The organism is Phormidium sp. CCY1219 (assembly GCF_035615515.1).
In the GTDB taxonomy this organism is placed as follows: domain Bacteria; phylum Cyanobacteriota; class Cyanobacteriia; order Cyanobacteriales; family Laspinemataceae; genus CCY1219.
In genome coordinates this window covers 19,100-37,356 of sequence record NZ_JAJENT010000658.1, presented here as the reverse complement: position 1 = coordinate 37,356, position 18,257 = coordinate 19,100, and the positions used below count along the sequence as shown (strand labels likewise).

The following is an 18,257-nucleotide window of genomic DNA, read 5'->3' as shown; positions in this document are numbered from 1 at the left end:
CAAGATATAACCTATCATTCACTATTGCTTGACATGACCACACTTTTTGCCGAACTCAGAGAGGAACCACACCAGGGACAACCAAAATCCAGTAACTTATTCGGAGAGACTTTCTTGCAGTTGGGACATTCCAATCCGTAAGTGGGGAGGGGTTTACGCGCGGGGCGACGGCGACGGCTTTTTTGCCCCACCAATTCCTTTCCTGAAGAGTTAGGCGAGAGCATCACTGCAGCCGGATCTCGCGGATCGATGGCAATCACTTTCAGTTTCACTTGTCCCAACAGAATAATGCTGCCTTGACGTAAACTGGCACTGCCTTTGGTGAATTTATGGCCATCCACCGTGGGGGGATTGGTATAGCGCAGGTTCCGCAAGTAAAAACTATTTTTTCCGTGGTGGTAAAAGATTTCCACATGCAATCCCGACACGCTTGAATGCAGTAAAACGATATCGCAGCGAGTCGGATCTCGACCGATTCGCACGGTACCGGGGTTTTTGCTTGGCTGATTGTCCCAAAGGGTCTGAACTCTGACCTCTCCGGCTTCTACCCATCCTAATGTTAATTCGTGCATAACTCTCAAAGGCTCTCCTACTGTGGCAGCATAAATATCGACCTACCCGCGCTCGGGTGAAATTCGATCCGGTTTGGCAAGAACGATTGTTATTCTAAATGCGGCATGTGCCGCCGCTTCGCTCTCCGAGTTCCGGAGAGTATTTCGATTATCCCAATAACTTCGGGGAGTGTCTGCGATCGGATGTCATTTTAGGGTGGCATTTGATTTGCCAATACCTATCTGGGAATGTCGTTAACGATCGCCGGATCCCTCGGTCTTGAGTGCCCCCCTTTTAATCTTCACCCACGTAACCGCATGGAATCGGGCGGCAATTAAACTCCTCCACTGGATCGATTTTCTCATAATTTTGTCAGTAAATTGACTGATTTCCAACAAAAAAAGACGCGGTTAGGCTAGCCTCTCGCAAGACCAGTATCCGCGCCCACAGGATTCCAAAAGGATTCCGAAGCCAAGCGGCTAAGCATTTGGAAAGCGTTTTCACGTTGCACCCTATGCAAAAATACGACAAAAAACATTTACCACTACTGGCAGGCAATTTTAGGTAAATATTATACCCCAAGCGCCATCAAAAGTCCCTAAGGGTCTTCCGTACCCCGTCGCCCTCTATTGGAGGACTCTCCAATGCCCAGTTCTTGCTTGGAGTAGCTTAATTTTTCCCAGAGTTGTTCGATTTTATCAAAGGCATCTTCTAGAGAAAGCTTGCCGCCGGTTGCTAAATTACTCAGAATGCTGGCTCGATAGCCGAATTCCTGTAAGTTATCGTGGAATAGGATGTTTTCCGGTTTAACCACGCGGCAACGACGCCCTGGGAAATATCCAAAATTAGCGGTCATTGTATTCACCCCCGGTCGAGTTTATTTTCTATTTCTATTATGAATCCCCAAACTTTCTATTATCAGTGATATTGTCACAGCAGCGGCAGTGATATCGGACACAAAGGGAGGCGATCGCCGACATAAAGTTTTGTAACTCTCGTCGGCGAAACGGGCAATCGCGATCGCCGAGACTGGAAAAACCGACTTCTGGCGTGCCTTCTCAACCCTCGGATGCCAGTTTGTCACTGTAGCGCGTGGTCTCGGGCAATCGGTATTTTGGGGTACAGCGCAATACATAATCGATGGCGGTGGGCAGGGAAATGCGATGTCCGATGGAAATGTAAATCGGATTGACGTTGCTGCGCGTACGCACCACCGCCCCGATGATTTCACCTTGATGTCGCAAGGGTTGCCACGCGCCGCGCTGCTTCCCTAACTCGTCATGTTCGCCAATAAACCGGGATTTGGCCACGCCAATGGCCGGCAGGTCGGTCAATACGCCCAAATGGCACGCCAACCCAAACCGACGCGGATGCGCCAACCCCTGTCCGTCGCATAACAACAAGTCGGGGATCTGGGTTAACTGTTGCAAGGCGTCTAAAATCGCCGGGACTTCTCGAAAGGAGAGGAATCCGGGAATGTAAGGAAAGGTGGTGGGACGAGTAGCGATCGCGCGATCGCAGATCTGCAAATCCGGAAAACTCAGCACCGCCACCGCCGCCTGAGTGATGCTATCGTTGTCTTTGTAGCCTACATCCACCCCCGCCACATACTGCACTGGGGGCAAATCGTCTTGCGCCACCACTTGCGATCGCAACTGCTGCTGAATCGCGATCGCCTCTTCCGTGGTTCCAGGCCAACCATGAGCTGCCGTAATCTTCATAAAACTTCATCAATTAGTGACAAGTTTAGTGCTTTAGGTTTATCATAGAAAAGCCCACAAATCATTACCGGAAAAATGGAGTAAACCTCCGCAGCAAGACCCCTTGCTTTCTGCACAACCCACAGCCCACGCCAAAGCAGCAAGGGAATGTTTAAAATTTGATAAAATTTTAGAAAATGCGCCGACTCTGGTGTGGGACGAGACCCAAAGCACCTTTAACACAAACTAAGAGCAGCAAAAGATGAAATACTCCTCTTCCTCTAATCCTTCTTACAACTCCAAACAAGCCATTACAGTGGCAGGTGGAATAACCGGAGTCATCTTGTTATTTATATTAGCCGCCGCCTTTAAGCCCTTTGTGATTATTAACGCAGGGCAACGGGGGGTATTGATGAAATTCGGTAAAGTCCAAGAGGGAATTCTCGATGAAGGCATCCACCCAATTATGCCCATCGTGACCAGCGTTGAAACCATGAGCGTGCGGGTGCAGAAAAACGAAATCGAAGCCGAAGCCGCTTCTAAAGATTTGCAATATGTCACCATGAATGTGGCACTCAACTGGCGAGTAGACCCGGCGCGGGTCAATACCATTTATCAAACTATCGGCGACGAAAGTGAAATCGTCAATCGGATTATTTCTCCAGCCGTTTCGGAAGTGGTAAAAGCTGCAACTGCCAAGAAAAATGCCGAGGAAATCATCACCAAACGCACGGAACTCAAGCTAGAAATCGACAATCAAATCCAAGAGAGATTGAGCGAGTATAGCGTTTTGATTAACGATATATCCTTGGTGGATATCCAGTTCTCGCCAGAATTTGCTAAGGCAATTGAAGCGAAGCAAATCGCCGAACAAGAAGCGAAACGGGCATCTTTTATCGCTCTGAAAGCCGAACAAGAAGCCCAGGCGGATATCAACCGGGCAAAAGGTCAAGCCGAAGCACAAAGATTGCTGCGAGAAAGCATCACCGCACAACTGCTGCAAAAGCAAGCGATCGAGAAATGGGATGGTCAATTCCCGATGGTGATGGGCAGTGATGGCGGGGCGCTACCGTTTATTAACATCAAAACCCCGGGGGCGAATAACTAGAGCGTCGGTTCAGGAGAAAGCTACAAGAAACCGGGAATCTTGCCCTCAATCTTGCCCGATTGGCAACGAATTAGAGAGCAAAACCCGGTTTCCGGTTCGGTGGAACTCAACAAGAAGCGATCGCTGAGAACCGAGGAAGCCCACTGAGGATAGAGGATGGAGAATTTTCCCAATTCTCAATTCAAAATTGCTCAATTCTCAATTTTCAAGCCAGCGCGGTGGCACAATGGTGGGGAGTTGGGTTCTACTGAAAAAAACCATGACCACCACAGACACTTCGCGATCGCTGCCCTTACCCCCCGGAAGCTTTGGTTGGCCGATAATTGGCGAAACCATTAGCTTTCTTCGCGATCGCGACTTCAACCAAAAGCGTCAAAAAAAATACGGTTCGGTTTACCGCAGCCATATCTTCGGACAACCTACCGTCATGTTGAGCGGTTCAGAAGCGAATCGCTTTCTATTTACCCACGACAACAGCTATTTTGCCGCCACTTGGCCTTATAGTACCCGCACTTTACTCGGTTCGCTCTCCCTCGCCACCCAAAGCGGTACCTTGCACCAACAGCGACGCCGCCTCATGGCGCAGGCGTTTGTCCCCAAGGCCCTGGCGGGATATCTTCCCCGCATGGAAAAAATCACCCATCAATATCTCGCCAAATGGGAAGAGTGGGGGGAAATGACCTGGTATCCGCAACTGCGAAATTACACCTTTGACATTGCCAGCATCTTGTTAATTGGCACCGAAACCGGCTCGGAAACTGCCGCATTAAGCCAAATTTTTCAAACCTGGACCGAGGGGTTATTTTCCATTCCCCTAAATTTACCTTGGTCCCGGTTTGGAAAAGCCATGCGGTGTCGCCAATTACTATTAGATAAAATCGAAGAAATCGTCCGCCGCAGACAGCAAGAAAATACCCCGCGCAACGATGCTCTCGGGTTGCTCTTAGAGGCGCGCGATGAAGAGGGAAACGGGTTAACCTTGGAAGAATTGAAAGACCAAGTGCTTTTGCTGCTGTTTGCCGGTCACGAAACCGTCACTTCTTCTCTCGCTTCCTTGTGTTTGTTGCTGGCGCAGCATCCCGAGGCGATCGCAAAGCTGCGCGAAGAACAGCAGCAGGTGGGATGCTCGGATTCCCTGACAATGGACCTATTCAAACAGATGACCTACCTCGAACAGGTCGTCAAAGAGGTGTTGCGAAAGGTGCCACCGGTGGGGGGTGGATTTCGGCGCGTGGTGAATTCCTGCGAGTTCAATGACTATCGAATCCCGGAAGGATGGATGATTCTCTATCAAATCAATCAAACCCATCAAGATGAGGCGGTTTATCCGCATCCGGAGGAATTCGATCCGGACCGATTTGGAGCCGATCGCGCGGAGGATAAGCAAAAACCCTTTAGTTTCGTGCCCTTTGGGGGCGGGGTGCGGGAATGTTTGGGGAAAGCATTTGCCCTGCTGGTGATGCGGGTATTTGCCACCCATTTGGTGCGGAATTATCGCTGGGAATTGCTCCCAGACCAAGATTTGGAGTTGGTGACGGTGCCCACCCCCCATCCTCGGGATGGATTGCGGGTGCGGTTTCGCCGTCGGGATTGAGGGGATGAGTAATGCGATCGCGCCTCTGGAGATTAATCCGAAGCGCGATCGCCGTTCCCTCTACCAGTTTCCCAATGCGGACGAAAGGACTTGAACCTTCACGCCTTGCGGCACTAGAACCTAAATCTAGCGCGTCTACCAATTCCGCCACGTCCGCGTGTCTTTGATTTTAGCAGAGCTTGCCCGTAAATGTGCAAGCTATCTCGTGACAAGTTGTGGCTCTGGGAAGGGTTCCTCCCCGACCGCAACTGCAAGTAATTTTTTATTATATCACCTGCTGTCGGTTTTGTGCAAGGAATTTTTGGAAAAAGCGGGGGATTGAAATCGCGCCTTGGCAAGCAACGCCCGCCTACGCGGGCTAATTATCATTCGCACCCTTTCGGATTAACTCATCCCCATCAGGGTGACTTCCCAGACCAGACGCGGACTGGCATAATTGAGTAAATTGCGCCGCGCCCGTTCGAACTGATGAATCGGGAAATCGCTGATAATTCCTTGTTCCTGGGAAGCAATCCAATAGGCTTGCTGCAGGTAGTCGAGTAACCACAGTTGTTCTGGGGTATCCAGAGTGCGATCGATTTGTTTGGCTAATTCTAGGGCTTGCTGGGTCGTGAAATGGAACTGGCGGGGTTTTTCTAATAGTTCTGGGGGAATTTCTTGTAAGGTTTGCCAACAGGCGATCGCCATTCCCGGGGACCCCTGCGCCATTCCCAACACCGCCTGATTTTGCAAAATCTCCTCATATCCTTCCCGAAGCAATATCTCCGCCATCTGCTCATCAGTAAGGCGATAAAACGGAATTCGCTGACAGCGAGAAACCAAAGTTGGCAGCAAAGAATCCACCCCGGGCGCAATTAAAATCAAGGTTGCCTGTCCCGGTTCTTCCAAAGTTTTTAACAACGCATTCGCCGCACTTTCATTCATAGTTTCCGCTTGTTCGATAACCACCACCTTTCGCAGAGCTTCCAGGGGATTTCTACCCAGAAACTCCCCGATATCGCGCACTTGTTCTAAGCGAATTTGTGGCGGGGCTTTCCGTTTGAGTCCCGCCGCTTGCGCTTCTTTGGTGGTCAGCAATTTTCCTCGGTCTAAATAGGTGGGTTCTATCCACAGCAAGTCCGGATGATTTTCTAACTTGCGTTTCACGCCCACAGTAGAACCTTTTTTAGAAATTAACAGTAATTCTAAAAAGCAACGCGCCGCCAAAGCACGCCCCACCCCCGCCGTCCCCACAAATAAATAAGCAGGCGCAATGCGTAAGCACTCCACCGCCTGGGTGAGCAATTCCACGGCTTGCTGTTGTCCGACAATCTTTTCAAATGGGTTCAGTTGGTTAGTCATTGGTCATGTGGTAACAGGTCAAAGGACAAATAACAAACAACAAGATGGAAGTGGGCTGCATGTGATATAATATCCCACCAATGAAAAAAGCAGTAGAGGAAAATTTTTTCTCAGGGCTAGAAAGAAGCTTTAACATTAACGCATTAGTCATTAGTCACTGGTCAAATGACTAAGGACAAATGACCAATGAGCAATAACCAAAGACCAATGACCAAGGACAAATGACAACTGACCAAGGACAAGAAATGAAAGCGATCGCAGAACAAATCGAAAGTATTCTGGGAAGCGACCGGGCGATCGCCTGGGAGGATCTGCGGGATCCGGTGCGCGATCGCTGGCTTGGGTCGCCGCCGGTTTGCATTGTTTATCCAAAAACCGCCGATGAAGTGGGTGAGGTAGTGAAAGCGGCGAATCGCAATCGCTGGAAACTCCTGGCTTGCGGGGCGGGGAGCAAGATCCACTGGGGAGGAATTCCCGAGGGGGTGCAGGTGGTGGTGAGTACGGCGCGCCTGAACCGATTAATCGAACGGGCGGTGGGGGATTTAACCGTAACGGTGGAAGCGGGGATGCGCTATGCGGATTTGCAGAATAACCTCGCCTCGGTGGGACAGTTTCTCGCCTTAGATCCAGTGTATCGTCAGTTGGCGACCCTGGGCGGGATTGTGGCCACGGGAGATACGGGAAGTTGGCGACAGCGGTATGGTGGCGTGCGCGACCAACTGCTGGGAATTTCCTTCGTCCGCTATGACGGGGAATTGGCGAAAGCGGGGGGTCGCGTGGTGAAGAATGTCGCCGGATATGACTTGATGAAATTACTCAGTGGGTCATATGGCACATTAGGGATAATTTGTCAAGTCACGTTTCGGGTGTATCCGAAATCCCTAGGGTCGGGAAGCGTGGTGCTGACGGGGGATGCAGAGGCGATCGCCACCGCCACCCAAACCCTGCGAAATTCCGCCCTGACGCCCACAGTCCACGACCTGCTTTCCCCCCAACTGGTGAGTGGATTGGAGATGGGGGAAGGAATGGGGTTGCTGGTGCGGTTCCAAAGTTTGAGTGATAGCGTGGAAGAACAATCCGCCCGGGTGTTAGAAGTGGGGGAAAAACTGGGGTTAAACGGAAGCGCTTATCCGGAAAGTCAGGAAGCGGATTTATGGCGACGATTGAGAGAAATAATGGCTCAATCCGACACTGAAGGGGCGATCGCCTGCAAAATAGGAGTAAGACCCACCGAAGCCGTCGCCACCCTGGCAAAAGTTGACCAAATCCTCGGCGGATCTGCTGTGGGTCAAATTCACGCCAGTAGCGGTTTGGGTAGTCTGGGATTCGACGCTGAAAATGCCGTGGAGAAGATTTCTCAAATGCGACAACTGTGCCAAAATAACGGCGGATACCTCACCGTGCGATCGGCCCCGATTCACATAAAACAACAACTCGATATCTGGGGATACACCGGAAATGCCCTAGATATTATGCAAAAAATTAAGCAACAGTTCGACCCCGAAAATATCTTTAGTCCCCAGGGTTTTGTCGGAGGAATTTGAAAGGACAGTTCATGGCAAAAAATCGGCAACCAATTGGCCGATAAACAGCGGATAAAACCCCCGACAACCAATCGCCTCCATAGAGGTTGCCGATTCTCCCCTGATTCCAAGCTTTCCATCAAAGATAGCCGTATAGATTCTCGTTTTATGAATACCACAGAAAATCGCACCGTTCCGGCCAAAGAAAGTAACTTCCTGAATCAGAATCCGCATCTACAAGACTTGCCCGAAACGGAATCCCAACAACCGGGATTTGATGCGAAACATCCTCCGGATCCAAATCTCATCAATGCCTGCGTTCACTGCGGATTTTGTCTTTCCACCTGTCCCAGTTATCGGGTGATTGGGAAAGAAATGGATTCCCCGAGAGGGCGGATTTATTCAATGGAGGCGATTAATAAAGGGGAAGCACCATTAGCCGAGACCACGATTCACCATTTCGATACTTGCTTGGGATGTTTGGCTTGCGTCACCACTTGTCCGTCTGGGGTAGAATACGATAAATTAATTGCAGCAACTCGTCCGCAGGTAGAGCGCAATTACGAGCGTAGCCTAGGCGATCGCGTGTTTCGCAGTTTGATTTTTAACCTATTTCCCTACCCCAACCGACTGCGCCCCTTACTCGCCCCCCTATTTCTGTATCAAAAACTCGGCATTTCTAACGCGATTCGTCGCAGTGGAGTGCTGAAAAAATTCTCCCCTCGCTTAGCGGCGATGGAATCGATTTTACCCGAAGTCACGGTAGATTCATTTCGCGATAATTTGCCGGATGTGATTCCGGCCCAGGGAGAGAAACGCTATCGCGTGGGGGTCATTTTAGGATGCGTGCAACGGTTATTTTTCTCCCCGGTGAATGAGGCAACAGTGCGGGTATTAACCGCCAATGGATGTGAAGTGGTGATTCCGAAAAGCCAGGGATGTTGTTCCGCATTGCCCGCCCACCAAGGACAAGAAGACCAAGCCCAGGCGATCGCCCGTCAAATGATAGACAGCTTTGAAGGAACTGGCGTGGATTGTGTCATTATCAACGCCGCCGGATGCGGTCATACTTTAAAAGAATACGGCCACATTCTGCAAGACGACCCCACCTATCGCGAAAAAGCCAAAGCCTTCGCCAGTCAAGTCCGAGACGTGCAAGAATTTCTCGCCGAAGTGGGATTAACCGCTAAACTTTCTCCCTTAACTGACGGCGAATTAAAACTCGTCTATCAAGATGCTTGTCACTTGTTACACGGGCAAAAAATCAGTCAGCAACCGCGCCAACTGCTAAAAGAAATTCCCGGCGTTACTCTCACCGAACCCATTGATGCGGCATTGTGCTGTGGCAGTGCGGGGGTTTACAACATGCTCCAGCCCGGAATTGCCGATGAATTAGGTCAGCAAAAAGCCGAGAATCTCGTCAATACTGGCGCGGAATTAATCGCCTCCCCCAATCCCGGTTGTTCGTTGCAAATTAAAAAGCATTTGCAATTACAAGGGCACGATTTATCCTTAATGCACCCGATGGAATTGTTAGATTTATCGATTCGCGGGGAAAAGCTGATTAAACGCTAGATAAACTGCAATTAATTCTCTGTTGGTAAAGCAGAGGTTAGAAACCGGGTTTCTTGGCAACCGATTGATTGCTTGGCAAAACAGTAGGACTGAGAAACCCGGTTTCTTGTCCCGGTGGGTGGATAAAAAAATCCGTTTGTCACCGCTCGGGGTAAAGTCTTATTGTAGCACTTCAATCAGTTGGGCTAACTCTTCTCGCAGTTGCTGAGTGTTGCTGTTATCCGGTTCGAGTTCGAGGGATTGATCAAAGGCGGCGAGGGCTTGTTCGAGGAGGGGAATCGCTTCTTTTTGAGTGCGTGCTGCACTGGCAACTAATAATAGGGCACCGCCAAAATTATTCCAACCGCCCGCTTCGGTTCCGTCACCCCAATTGCCATCGCCAGTTAAGGCGCGACGACAAGAATCAACGGCTTGTTGATATTCGTTGATTTGACCGAGGGCGACGCAGCGATTGGTCAATCCCATCGAATAATCCGGTTTGAGTTCGAGGGCGTTGTTGCACGCTTCGATCGCCTCTTGAAATTGTTCTTCCTCAATCAGCAGACTGCATTGATTCGCCAACTGGATGTGGCGATCGCTGTCTGCTTGTGCCCACAGGTTCTCTGTAGCGTTTTCAGCAGTGTCACTCACTCGGCGATCGGGAGTGGTGGCGATCGCGCCTTGCGAAAGGCACACCACCGCCGCGAGGATTCCAAACCATCTGTATTTCCGTACCATTAAAATGTGAAAGGAGGAGTTTACCTAATTTATGAAACCATAAATTAGGGTAAAAAACATGAAAGCCGGTTTCAATAGTCAATGGTCAATGGTCATTGGTCACTGGTCACTGGTCATTGGTCATTAGTCACTGGTCACTGGTCAATGGTCAATGGTCACTGGTAATTGGTATTCCCTCAAATGACAAATGACAAATGACCAAGGACAAATGACCAAGGACAAATGACAAATGACCAATGACCAACGACAAATGACCAATGACAAATGACAATTTTTACCCTGAAAAAAAACCTTCCTTCCGGGAGTACAGGGGGGCGATCGCGTTTGTTAAGCGCCCACCTTCAACCATCCTCGGCGTAGGGCATAAAAGAGTCGGTTGACTACTCTTTTTTCTTCTCCATCTAAAGCATTGTTTGATAATGCAGTTCTGAGTTTGTATTCGTGGATCCAGCTAATTTGGCCAGAAACCCAAGCCTGAGCAAAAATTTCGCAGATGCTTTCTTCAATAATCATCATAGTTTTGAATTGCCGATTGCTTGATTTAAAAACCCGGTTCTAATGTGGTTTATTTTTCAAGCTTCATCTGTGATTTGAGTACAGAAAACCTGGTGATATCCTGGTTGCTGGCGGTTGATAAGCGTTACCTTATCCGAGTGACGAATTTCTCGCAAAAGGGCGATCGAAATCACGGCGGTTTGCGGTTTTATCGGCCATATACCCTCAATGCCTGCTTCGTTGGGACAGTTGAAGCTTGGGCGGACAGAAAAATACCCCCTCTGGGGAAGACCTCAGAGGGGGCAAAGCGCGCGCGAGACTTTTTTTCCGTTGCCGTTCTATTCGGAAGGCAATTGCAAACACAGTTCGCGAAAATGCTCGCCGCGTTGCTCGAAATTTGGATATTGGTCGAAACTGGCACAAGCCGGCGATAACAGCACCACGCGCGCCCCATGTTCCTGGGCTAATTCTGCCGCGCGCGACACTGCCCGTTCCATTCCATAGGCGATTTCATATCGCGAATTGCCAACTTGTTCCAATCGGTGAGCGAAGGCATCCGCCGCATTACCAATAAGCAAGACGCGGGCGACTTTGGCTTCGATAGTTTGCAACCAGGCGCTATCGTCCCCGTCTTTAGCCTCGCCGCCAGCGATTAAAATCACCGGGGAATCAACCGAAGCCAAGCCAACTTGTGCGGCGTCGTAGTTGGTAGCTTTGCTGTCATTAATCCAGTCAATGCCCTGCCAGGTGCGGATCCGTTCCAGGCGGTGGGGGACACCGGGGAAGTTAGCGATCGCCTCAGCGATGGCATCTTTCTCGATTCCCGCCAATCGTGCAGTTCCCACAGCCATGAGTAGATTTTGCAGATTATGCGCCCCAGGCATTCGCAAACTGTCTACCTGGACAATCGGTTCGCCCATAGCGATCGCCCAACCCGCTTCGATATAGACCCCCTTCTCCGGATTTCCGAGGAGTTCGCTTTTGCCCTGGACGCTGGTCCAGCAGGCATCCGGCCACAAATCCGGTACAGTTTTCCGCAAATAAGGGTCATCGCCGTTAATTACTTGAAGCTGCGATCGGCGCAACAAAGACGCTTTAATCTGGAAATAATTTTCCAACGTGGCGTGACGGTTGAGGTGGTCCGGCGTAAACGTAGTCCACACGCCGATTTGCGGCGCTAAAGACGAAGAAGACTCGATTTGATAGCTGCTAATTTCCGCAATCACCCAATCTGGGGGTTTTGCCGTTTCCTTGCCTCGGTCCAAGGGATTTAACGCCAGTTCCGTAGCAGCATAGCCGATATTGCCACAAGCCGGGGCATGAAGTCCCGCCGCTTGGAAAATTGCCGCAATCAACGCCGTAGTGGTGGTTTTGCCATTGGTACCCGTCACCCCCACCCAAGGCGCGAACTTCAGGTGACGCCAAGCCAATTCCATTTCGCCAATGGTTTCGATACCGCGATCGCGGGCGCGGACCAAAGCGGGTAAATCCCACCGAACCCCCGGACTTACCACGACCAATTCCAGGGAGTCGAGGGCGTCAAACGACTGCCCCAACTGCACCTGTATGTCTTCCGTTTCGAGTTGCTGTTGCTGTTGGCGCAGGCTATCGGTGCTATTGCGATCGCTCACCGTCACCTGCCATCCTTGGCGTTTTAACAGTCGCGCCGCCGCAACACCTGAGCGTCCCAGTCCAATGATATGAGCCTTTGGCATAGGTCGAGGGGTCGTGTGAGTAATTGTCCAACGTTCATTTTACCCTCTATTGCCCCCACCCACCGGAATGGGTGGTCAATGGTCAATGGTCAATGGTCAATGGTCATTAGCCAATGGTCAATGGTCACTGGTCATTAGTAATTGGTACTCCTACAAATGACAAATGACAAATGACCAACGACAAATGACAAATGACCAACGACAAATCAGCTCTTGACAATTGGACCAAAATCTGCTAATACGCGAGCGTGATTTCGGAGTAGGGCGATGAGATTCAAGCGGTTGCGGCGGATATCGGGGTCGGGATCCATGACCAGCACGCTATCTTCGCCATCGAAGAAATTGGACACCACGGGGGTGATGTGGGCCAAAGCATCCACTAACTGCTGATAGTTGCGCTGGGCTTGGGCTGCTTGAGTTTTGGGAAGCAAGTCAACCAATGCATCGTAGAAGGCTTGTTCCGAGGATTTTTGGAACAATTTCGGATTCACCTCGCGAGTGGGGTCGAGGACCGTAGTGGGGAGTTCGCCTTGCTTCGCCAGACGGGCGGAACGGTTGACGGTTTCGTAAATAGTATCCAAGGTGCCATTATTGCGAATAGATTGCAGGAATAAAGCGCGATCGCGAACGTCCAGCAAATCCTGTAACGATCGCTCCTTATATTCCGGGTCATCTTCACCGAGGATAGCATTAACCAAATCGTAATCGATGCCGCGTTCTTCTTGCAACAGCGTGCGAATTCGCTGCCAGAAAAACTCCGATAACTGTTGCAATAAATCCGGCAAAACAGTGGGATGATTTGATTTAAAATCTCCCGAAATTCGCGCGAGTAACTGGGACAAATGCAGCGGTAAATTAGCCGCCCAAGTAATCTCGATGATAGCATTAGCCGCGCGGCGCAACGCAAACGGGTCTGAAGACCCCGAAGGAATCATGCCCAAGCCAAAGATACTCACCAAAGTATCTAATTTATCGGCAATGCCCACCACTTGACCGGGGAGAGTTTCCGGTAAGCGATCGGAAGCATTGCGGGGTAAATAGTGTTCAAAAATTGCCGTAGCCACCGCTTCTGGTTCTCCACAAGCGCGAGCGTATTTTTCCCCCATGACCCCTTGCAATTCGGGGAATTCATACACCATTTGCGTCACCAGGTCAGTTTTGCAAAGCAACGCGGCATTATCGATATAGGCGCGTTCTTCTCCTGTGACGTCTAATTGCTGGCAAACCAGGGCAGCAATGTGACTTAAGCGGTCTACTTTATCGCGCATGGAGCCTAAGTCTTCTTGAAAGGTCACGTCTTCCAACTTAGGCAGATAACTTTCCAAAGGTTTGGTGAGGTCAGCTTTGTAGAAAAATTGTCCGTCAGCCAATCGCGCTCTAATCACCCGTTCGTTGCCCGAAGCGATGACATCGGATTTAGCCGGGTCGCCATTAGAAATGGTAATAAAATAGGGGAGAAGTTCGGCGGTTTTGGTTTTAGATTGAGGAGATTGTAAGACGGGGAAGTAACGCTGGTGACTGACCATCACGGTGGTAATGACTTCCGGGGGGAGGATTAAGAATTCCTCATCAAAGCTGCCGAGAACTGCAGTGGGCCATTCTACGAGGTTGGTGACTTCTTGAAGTAAATCCGGGGAAATATCTGCCGTACCGCCGACTTTTTGAGCGGCGGATTTAACTTGTGCGACGATGGTTGCTTGACGCCGATCGCTATCGACTTCGATAAAGGCATATCGCAGGGATTCGACATAATCCGAAGCTTGGGAGAGTTGGATCGGTTGAGGATGCAAAACCCGATGACCGTAAGAGAGGCGATCGCTGCGGAGGGTTTCCGAACCGTTGTCTAATTCTAAGGGGAGAACTTCTTTATCGAACAAGGCGACTAACCAGCGCAAGGGGCGGGAAAACTTCATATCGCCATCGCCCCAGCGCATTAATCGTTTGCCTTCGAGTTTGGTAATCCAGTCTGGGATTAATTCGTGCAGAATATCCGTGGTGGGACGTCCGGCGATGGTTTTATTGACGAAGACAAAATCGCCTTTTTCGGTGGGGCGAATTTCTAATTGGTCGAGTTCGACTTGTTGTTTGCGGGCAAATCCTTCTGCAGCTTTGGTAGGTTTGCCGTCTTTGAAGGCGACTTGTGCTGGGGGACCTTTAATTTCTGATTCCCGATTGGGTTGAGTGGCGGGCAATCCTTCGATGAGAACAGCCAAGCGGCGGGGGGTTCCATATACATAAATAGCGTCATTTGTCAAGAAGTTTTCCGACAAACTGGCGGGAATGCGCGATCGCCACTGTGCGATCGCCTCATCGAGAAAATTGGCGGGTAATTCTTCTGTACCGACTTCTAATAGAAAGGTAGGCATATTGCATTGCACTGTAAGGGACATGGAGTCGCGATCGCCCAATCGTTTGGGTTAATTGCATATTGGGCGCGCGACCCTTTCCAGAATACGTCAAGAAAGCCCTCTGGTTCTAGAGGGGGTGACAGGGTGGATTTGAGGATGGGTGATAGAAATCGCCTTGGGGATGAACCCGTCAGGGGGGCGATCGCCCCAGGGAAATCCCATGAAACCGACGATTCATCGGGTCTCAAGGAGGAATCGATGGTAAAAGCCAAAGCGCAACTCAATGGAATGCCGGGATTTCTAAAGTTCAGGCGCGATCGGGTAAAGGCATAGTGCCAACGGGAAAATAAGTGAGAATAAATCCATGCACAATTGACAAAAAATTTTCCCACTTCGATAAAAAATTGTGAAGGGTTTTCCACAGTTCAAATGTTTTGGTAGGATAAGCAAATAGCGGGGTATTTTTCGGATTTACGGGGAGACCTCGGGGGCGATCGCGTTTGAGTGCAAAGACAACAGTGTCCACAGCACTCGGGTGAGTGACCGAAAAATAGTCCGCGTTCAATCAATGGGTGGATCTCCCCAAGCTGTGGGAAAATGATAAATAAGATTGCGAAAACATTACGGCAGAACTTGCCTGGTCGAAATTATCCTTATCTTCCCGTGGCATTTAGCGCGATCGTGGGGGTAGGATTAACAGCGATCGCCACGGTGATGGTGTGGAAGTCGGAAGTGGCCAAAACCCAAGAAACCCTGGGAAGACGACTCGAAAATCTTACCGTAGCGTTGCAAAGCAGTATTGACAAATACGTGCAAACCACAATGGCTCTCGGGGCCTTTTACGATGCCAGCGATCGCATTTCGCGGCAAGACTTCAAACAATTCGCCCAACCCTTTTTGGATAATTACCCGGGTATTCATGGGATGGCGTGGGTGATTCCCGTGCAGAAAAATCAGCGCTGGAGTTACGAACGGGCCATGCGCCTGTCAGGACTTCCTAATTTTCAGATTAAGGCGCGAGATGAAGCGGGCAAATTTGTTGTCGCCCCGGACAAAGAGGTATATTTTCCCATCACCTACGGCGAACCTACCCCGATTTATAAAAGCATATTCGGCTTTAATCTTGCTTCAGATCCGCATTACATAAGCGCTTTAGAAAAAGCTCGAGATACCGGGGCGATCGCGGCAACGGAACGGGTAATTTTAGCGATTCAAGCTGGCGGATTGGCGCTTTACCGACCGGTTTATCGGGAAGACCGACCCACGGATACGGTAGAAGAGCGCCAGGAAAACTTTCAGGGAATGGTCTACACGATTTACAAGCTTTCCCAGATGGTGCAAGAATCGCTCAAAGGCATTAATCTAGAGCGGTTGGATTTTTATCTGCTCGATGAATCTGCTGCAGATGAAAATCGATTTTTAATTTTCTATGATTCAAAAACCGGCCAAATCATCGACAATTACAGCAGTGAAAAGCCCACGGAAAAATTGCGGGGGTCTTTATGTCCGAGTCTCACCCATTGTACTCGCACCATTCAAGTGGCCGATCGCCAATGGATCGTGTTACTTGTGCCGCAACCGGGCTTTGCAAGAACCCAATTGCCCACTTTAGCCACCCTGGCGATTGGCTTGCTGCTGACCAGTACCCTGGGGATTTATCTGTGGATGTCCATCCGGCGCACTGTAGATTTAGAAGCCGCAATGGAAAAATTGCAAAAAACGCAAGCCCAATTGGTTCAGGCAGAAAAAATGTCCTCCATCGGACAATTAGTGGCGGGAGTGGCGCATGAAATCAATAACCCGGTGAGTTTTATTTACGGCAATATCAGTCATGCGGATGAATATAGCCGAGATTTGCTTGAATTGTTGCAACTCTATCAGCAGCATTATCCCGAACCGGTGTCGGAAATTCAAGACCAAGCCGAAGCGATCGACTTAGATTTTATCATCGAAGATTTACCGAAAACCCTTTCTTCCATGCAAGTGGGAGCCGATCGCATTCAACAAATCGTGCTTTCTTTGCGAAATTTTTCCCGCATGGATGAAGCGCAGATGAAGAAAGTGGATATCCACGAAGGAATTGAAAGTACCTTAACCATTCTCAAGCATCGGCTCAAAGAAACTGCCGGACACCCGCGCATCAAACTGATTAAAGACTACGGGAATTTGCCTCTGGTGGAATGTTCTCCCGGGCAACTCAATCAGGTGTTTATGAATTTGATGGCAAATGCGATCGATGCTTTAGAAGAAGTCAGCACTAAAAAATTAGGCGCAGATTATGTGCCGACGCTCACCCTCCGCACCGAAGTGGTGGAACCGGGGCATACATTTAGAAAAAGCCACTCGATATCCGGGTCTAATCCCACAGAAGTTACTGTAGAAACTCAGGCGGTTGTCATTCGGATTGGGGATAATGGAAGCGGCATCGACCGAAAAACAATCGAGCAGATATTTTTGCCATTTTTTACTACTAAACCCATTGGGAAAGGCACGGGGTTGGGACTGTCTATCAGCTATCAAATTATTGTGGAAAAACATCACGGGATTTTGCAGTGCTTTTCAAAACCTGGAAAAGGAACCGAATTTTATATCGAACTGCCGATCGCCCAACCGATTCAAATTGCTTGAGTTGTAGAGTAGGGTGGTTCACCAGAGGATTGGCGATTGGAAAATCGGCAATGAATGGGCGCGCGATCGCCACGGTTAGGGATTGCGCGATCGCTCTAACAGGCGTTCCACACTCTGAGCTTGTTCCCCATTCCCTTGTATCCGATAAAGTTCTTTAGCATATTCCAAAACTCGTTGCGCTTCCCCGACTTCCCCTTGGCGGAGAAAAACTAATCCCGCGCCATAATAGGCATTGGCATAATTAGAATTGGATTCGGCGGCGCTGCGAAAGGCATTTAAAGCGGCATTGTAGTCTTGTTGGTTGTAGAGAATCAAGCCGAGATGATAGTGGGCTTCGGCATAGTTAGAGCGCTTGGCGATCGCCTCTTCAAAGGCGGCTTTTGCGTCGGGAATTTGGCCGAGTTCGAGATAAATGAGTCCCAAATGATAGGGAGGTTCCGGGGCGTTGGGACTGTAGGTGATGCTGGCGCGAAACGCGCCGATTGCCTCATTCCAGGATTCCTCTTGTTTGAAAATCAATCCTAAGTTATAATGGGCCAGTCCCATTGTGGGTTCGAGTTGCAGCGCCTGTTGTAGGTAATCGCGGGACTGTTGCAGATTGTTACCTTCCAATAAAGCCGCCCCTAAATTGGCAAATGCCAGAGCAAAAGTGGGATCGGCTTGGGTGGCGCGGTAAAATGCATCGGCGGCAGCTTGCAGTTGGCCATCTTGACGCAGAGCCAAGCCCAGGTTATAATGTGCCGCCGCCAGGGAAGGAGCCAGTTGCGTGGCGCGCTCGAATGCCGCGATCGCTTCCGAGATTTGTCCTTCTTGGATGAGTCCGAGTCCGCGATTGACCCAGTTAACCGCCGCGTCGGGGTTGGATTGCGCTTGGGCGAGGGCGATCGGTTCCCAGACCATTGCGCCGGGTCCGCCCGCAACCATCCATAGCATTGCGCTCATCGCGATAATCTGCCGCCAT

Annotated in this window: 15 protein-coding genes and 1 tRNA gene; 5 read left to right on the top strand and 11 right to left on the bottom strand. The window is 50.0% G+C overall.

Features of this window, described 5'->3' with window-relative positions; all coding sequences use genetic code 11:
* Nucleotides 1-14: 14 nt before the first annotated feature.
* The 3 genes from LKK83_RS19080 to nfi form a co-directional block, all read right to left on the bottom strand.
* Nucleotides 15-572, bottom strand: a complete 558-nt coding sequence (locus LKK83_RS19080) for an FHA domain-containing protein (protein WP_324632870.1) — start codon at nt 570-572, stop codon at nt 15-17.
* Nucleotides 573-1,150: 578 nt separating this feature from the next.
* Entirely contained in the window at nt 1,151-1,408 is a 258-nt protein-coding gene (locus tag LKK83_RS19075) for a DUF7219 family protein (RefSeq protein WP_324632869.1), read from the bottom strand.
* A gap of 202 nt (nt 1,409-1,610) precedes the next feature.
* On the bottom strand, nt 1,611-2,273 hold the full coding sequence (nfi, locus tag LKK83_RS19070) for a deoxyribonuclease V (protein WP_324632868.1): 663 nt from the start codon (nt 2,271-2,273) through the stop codon (nt 1,611-1,613).
* Nucleotides 2,274-2,514: 241 nt separating this feature from the next.
* On the opposite strand from nfi, the gene LKK83_RS19065 reads away from it, so the two are divergent.
* Both LKK83_RS19065 and LKK83_RS19060 read left to right on the top strand, forming a co-directional pair.
* Nucleotides 2,515-3,360: a prohibitin family protein gene (locus LKK83_RS19065; protein ID WP_324632867.1), complete on the top strand. Its 846-nt coding sequence runs from the start codon at nt 2,515-2,517 to the stop codon at nt 3,358-3,360.
* 259 nt (nt 3,361-3,619) lie between these two features.
* A complete protein-coding gene (locus LKK83_RS19060) occupies nt 3,620-4,954 on the top strand; it encodes a cytochrome P450 (protein WP_324632866.1) in 1,335 nt (444 codons plus the stop codon).
* 75 nt (nt 4,955-5,029) lie between these two features.
* Here LKK83_RS19060 and LKK83_RS19055 read toward each other — a convergent pair.
* Both LKK83_RS19055 and LKK83_RS19050 read right to left on the bottom strand, forming a co-directional pair.
* Nucleotides 5,030-5,111: transfer RNA gene (locus tag LKK83_RS19055), tRNA-Leu, on the bottom strand.
* A 227-nt stretch (nt 5,112-5,338) separates the two neighbouring features.
* The gene (locus LKK83_RS19050; protein ID WP_442957336.1) at nt 5,339-6,295 is read right to left on the bottom strand and encodes a DNA polymerase III subunit delta'; all 957 of its coding nucleotides are present in this window, start codon (nt 6,293-6,295) and stop codon (nt 5,339-5,341) included.
* Nucleotides 6,296-6,516: 221 nt separating this feature from the next.
* Here LKK83_RS19050 and LKK83_RS19045 point away from each other — a divergent pair, with 221 nt between their 5' ends.
* Nucleotides 6,517-7,839 carry an FAD-binding oxidoreductase gene (locus LKK83_RS19045; protein WP_324632865.1) on the top strand — a complete coding sequence of 441 codons (1,323 nt, stop codon included), beginning with the start codon at nt 6,517-6,519 and terminating at the stop codon, nt 7,837-7,839.
* A gap of 147 nt (nt 7,840-7,986) precedes the next feature.
* Nucleotides 7,987-9,393 (top strand): (Fe-S)-binding protein, encoded by a 1,407-nt coding sequence (locus LKK83_RS19040; protein ID WP_324632863.1) that lies wholly within the window; start codon nt 7,987-7,989, stop codon nt 9,391-9,393.
* A 159-nt stretch (nt 9,394-9,552) separates the two neighbouring features.
* On the opposite strand, the gene LKK83_RS19035 is transcribed toward LKK83_RS19040, so the two are convergent.
* From LKK83_RS19035 to LKK83_RS19015, 5 genes are all read right to left on the bottom strand, one after another.
* The gene (locus LKK83_RS19035; RefSeq protein WP_324632862.1) at nt 9,553-10,110 is read right to left on the bottom strand and encodes a hypothetical protein; all 558 of its coding nucleotides are present in this window, start codon (nt 10,108-10,110) and stop codon (nt 9,553-9,555) included.
* Between the two features lie 327 nt (nt 10,111-10,437).
* The gene (locus tag LKK83_RS19030; protein WP_324632861.1) at nt 10,438-10,626 is read right to left on the bottom strand and encodes a hypothetical protein; all 189 of its coding nucleotides are present in this window, start codon (nt 10,624-10,626) and stop codon (nt 10,438-10,440) included.
* A gap of 317 nt (nt 10,627-10,943) precedes the next feature.
* Nucleotides 10,944-12,320: a UDP-N-acetylmuramoyl-L-alanine--D-glutamate ligase gene (murD, locus tag LKK83_RS19025; protein ID WP_324632860.1), complete on the bottom strand. Its 1,377-nt coding sequence runs from the start codon at nt 12,318-12,320 to the stop codon at nt 10,944-10,946.
* A 206-nt stretch (nt 12,321-12,526) separates the two neighbouring features.
* Nucleotides 12,527-14,686, bottom strand: a complete 2,160-nt coding sequence (glyS, locus tag LKK83_RS19020) for a glycine--tRNA ligase subunit beta (protein ID WP_324632859.1) — start codon at nt 14,684-14,686, stop codon at nt 12,527-12,529.
* Nucleotides 14,668-15,090 (bottom strand): hypothetical protein, encoded by a 423-nt coding sequence (locus LKK83_RS19015; RefSeq protein ID WP_324632857.1) that lies wholly within the window; start codon nt 15,088-15,090, stop codon nt 14,668-14,670. Before LKK83_RS19015 ends, glyS begins: the two co-directional genes overlap by 19 nt.
* Nucleotides 15,091-15,301: 211 nt before the next feature.
* Here LKK83_RS19015 and LKK83_RS19010 point away from each other — a divergent pair, with 211 nt between their 5' ends.
* Nucleotides 15,302-17,296, top strand: a complete 1,995-nt coding sequence (locus LKK83_RS19010) for a CHASE domain-containing protein (protein WP_324632856.1) — start codon at nt 15,302-15,304, stop codon at nt 17,294-17,296.
* A 75-nt stretch (nt 17,297-17,371) separates the two neighbouring features.
* Here LKK83_RS19010 and LKK83_RS19005 read toward each other — a convergent pair whose 3' ends face one another.
* A complete protein-coding gene (locus tag LKK83_RS19005) occupies nt 17,372-18,238 on the bottom strand; it encodes a tetratricopeptide repeat protein (protein ID WP_324632855.1) in 867 nt (288 codons plus the stop codon).
* Between the last annotated feature and the right edge of the window lie 19 nt (nt 18,239-18,257).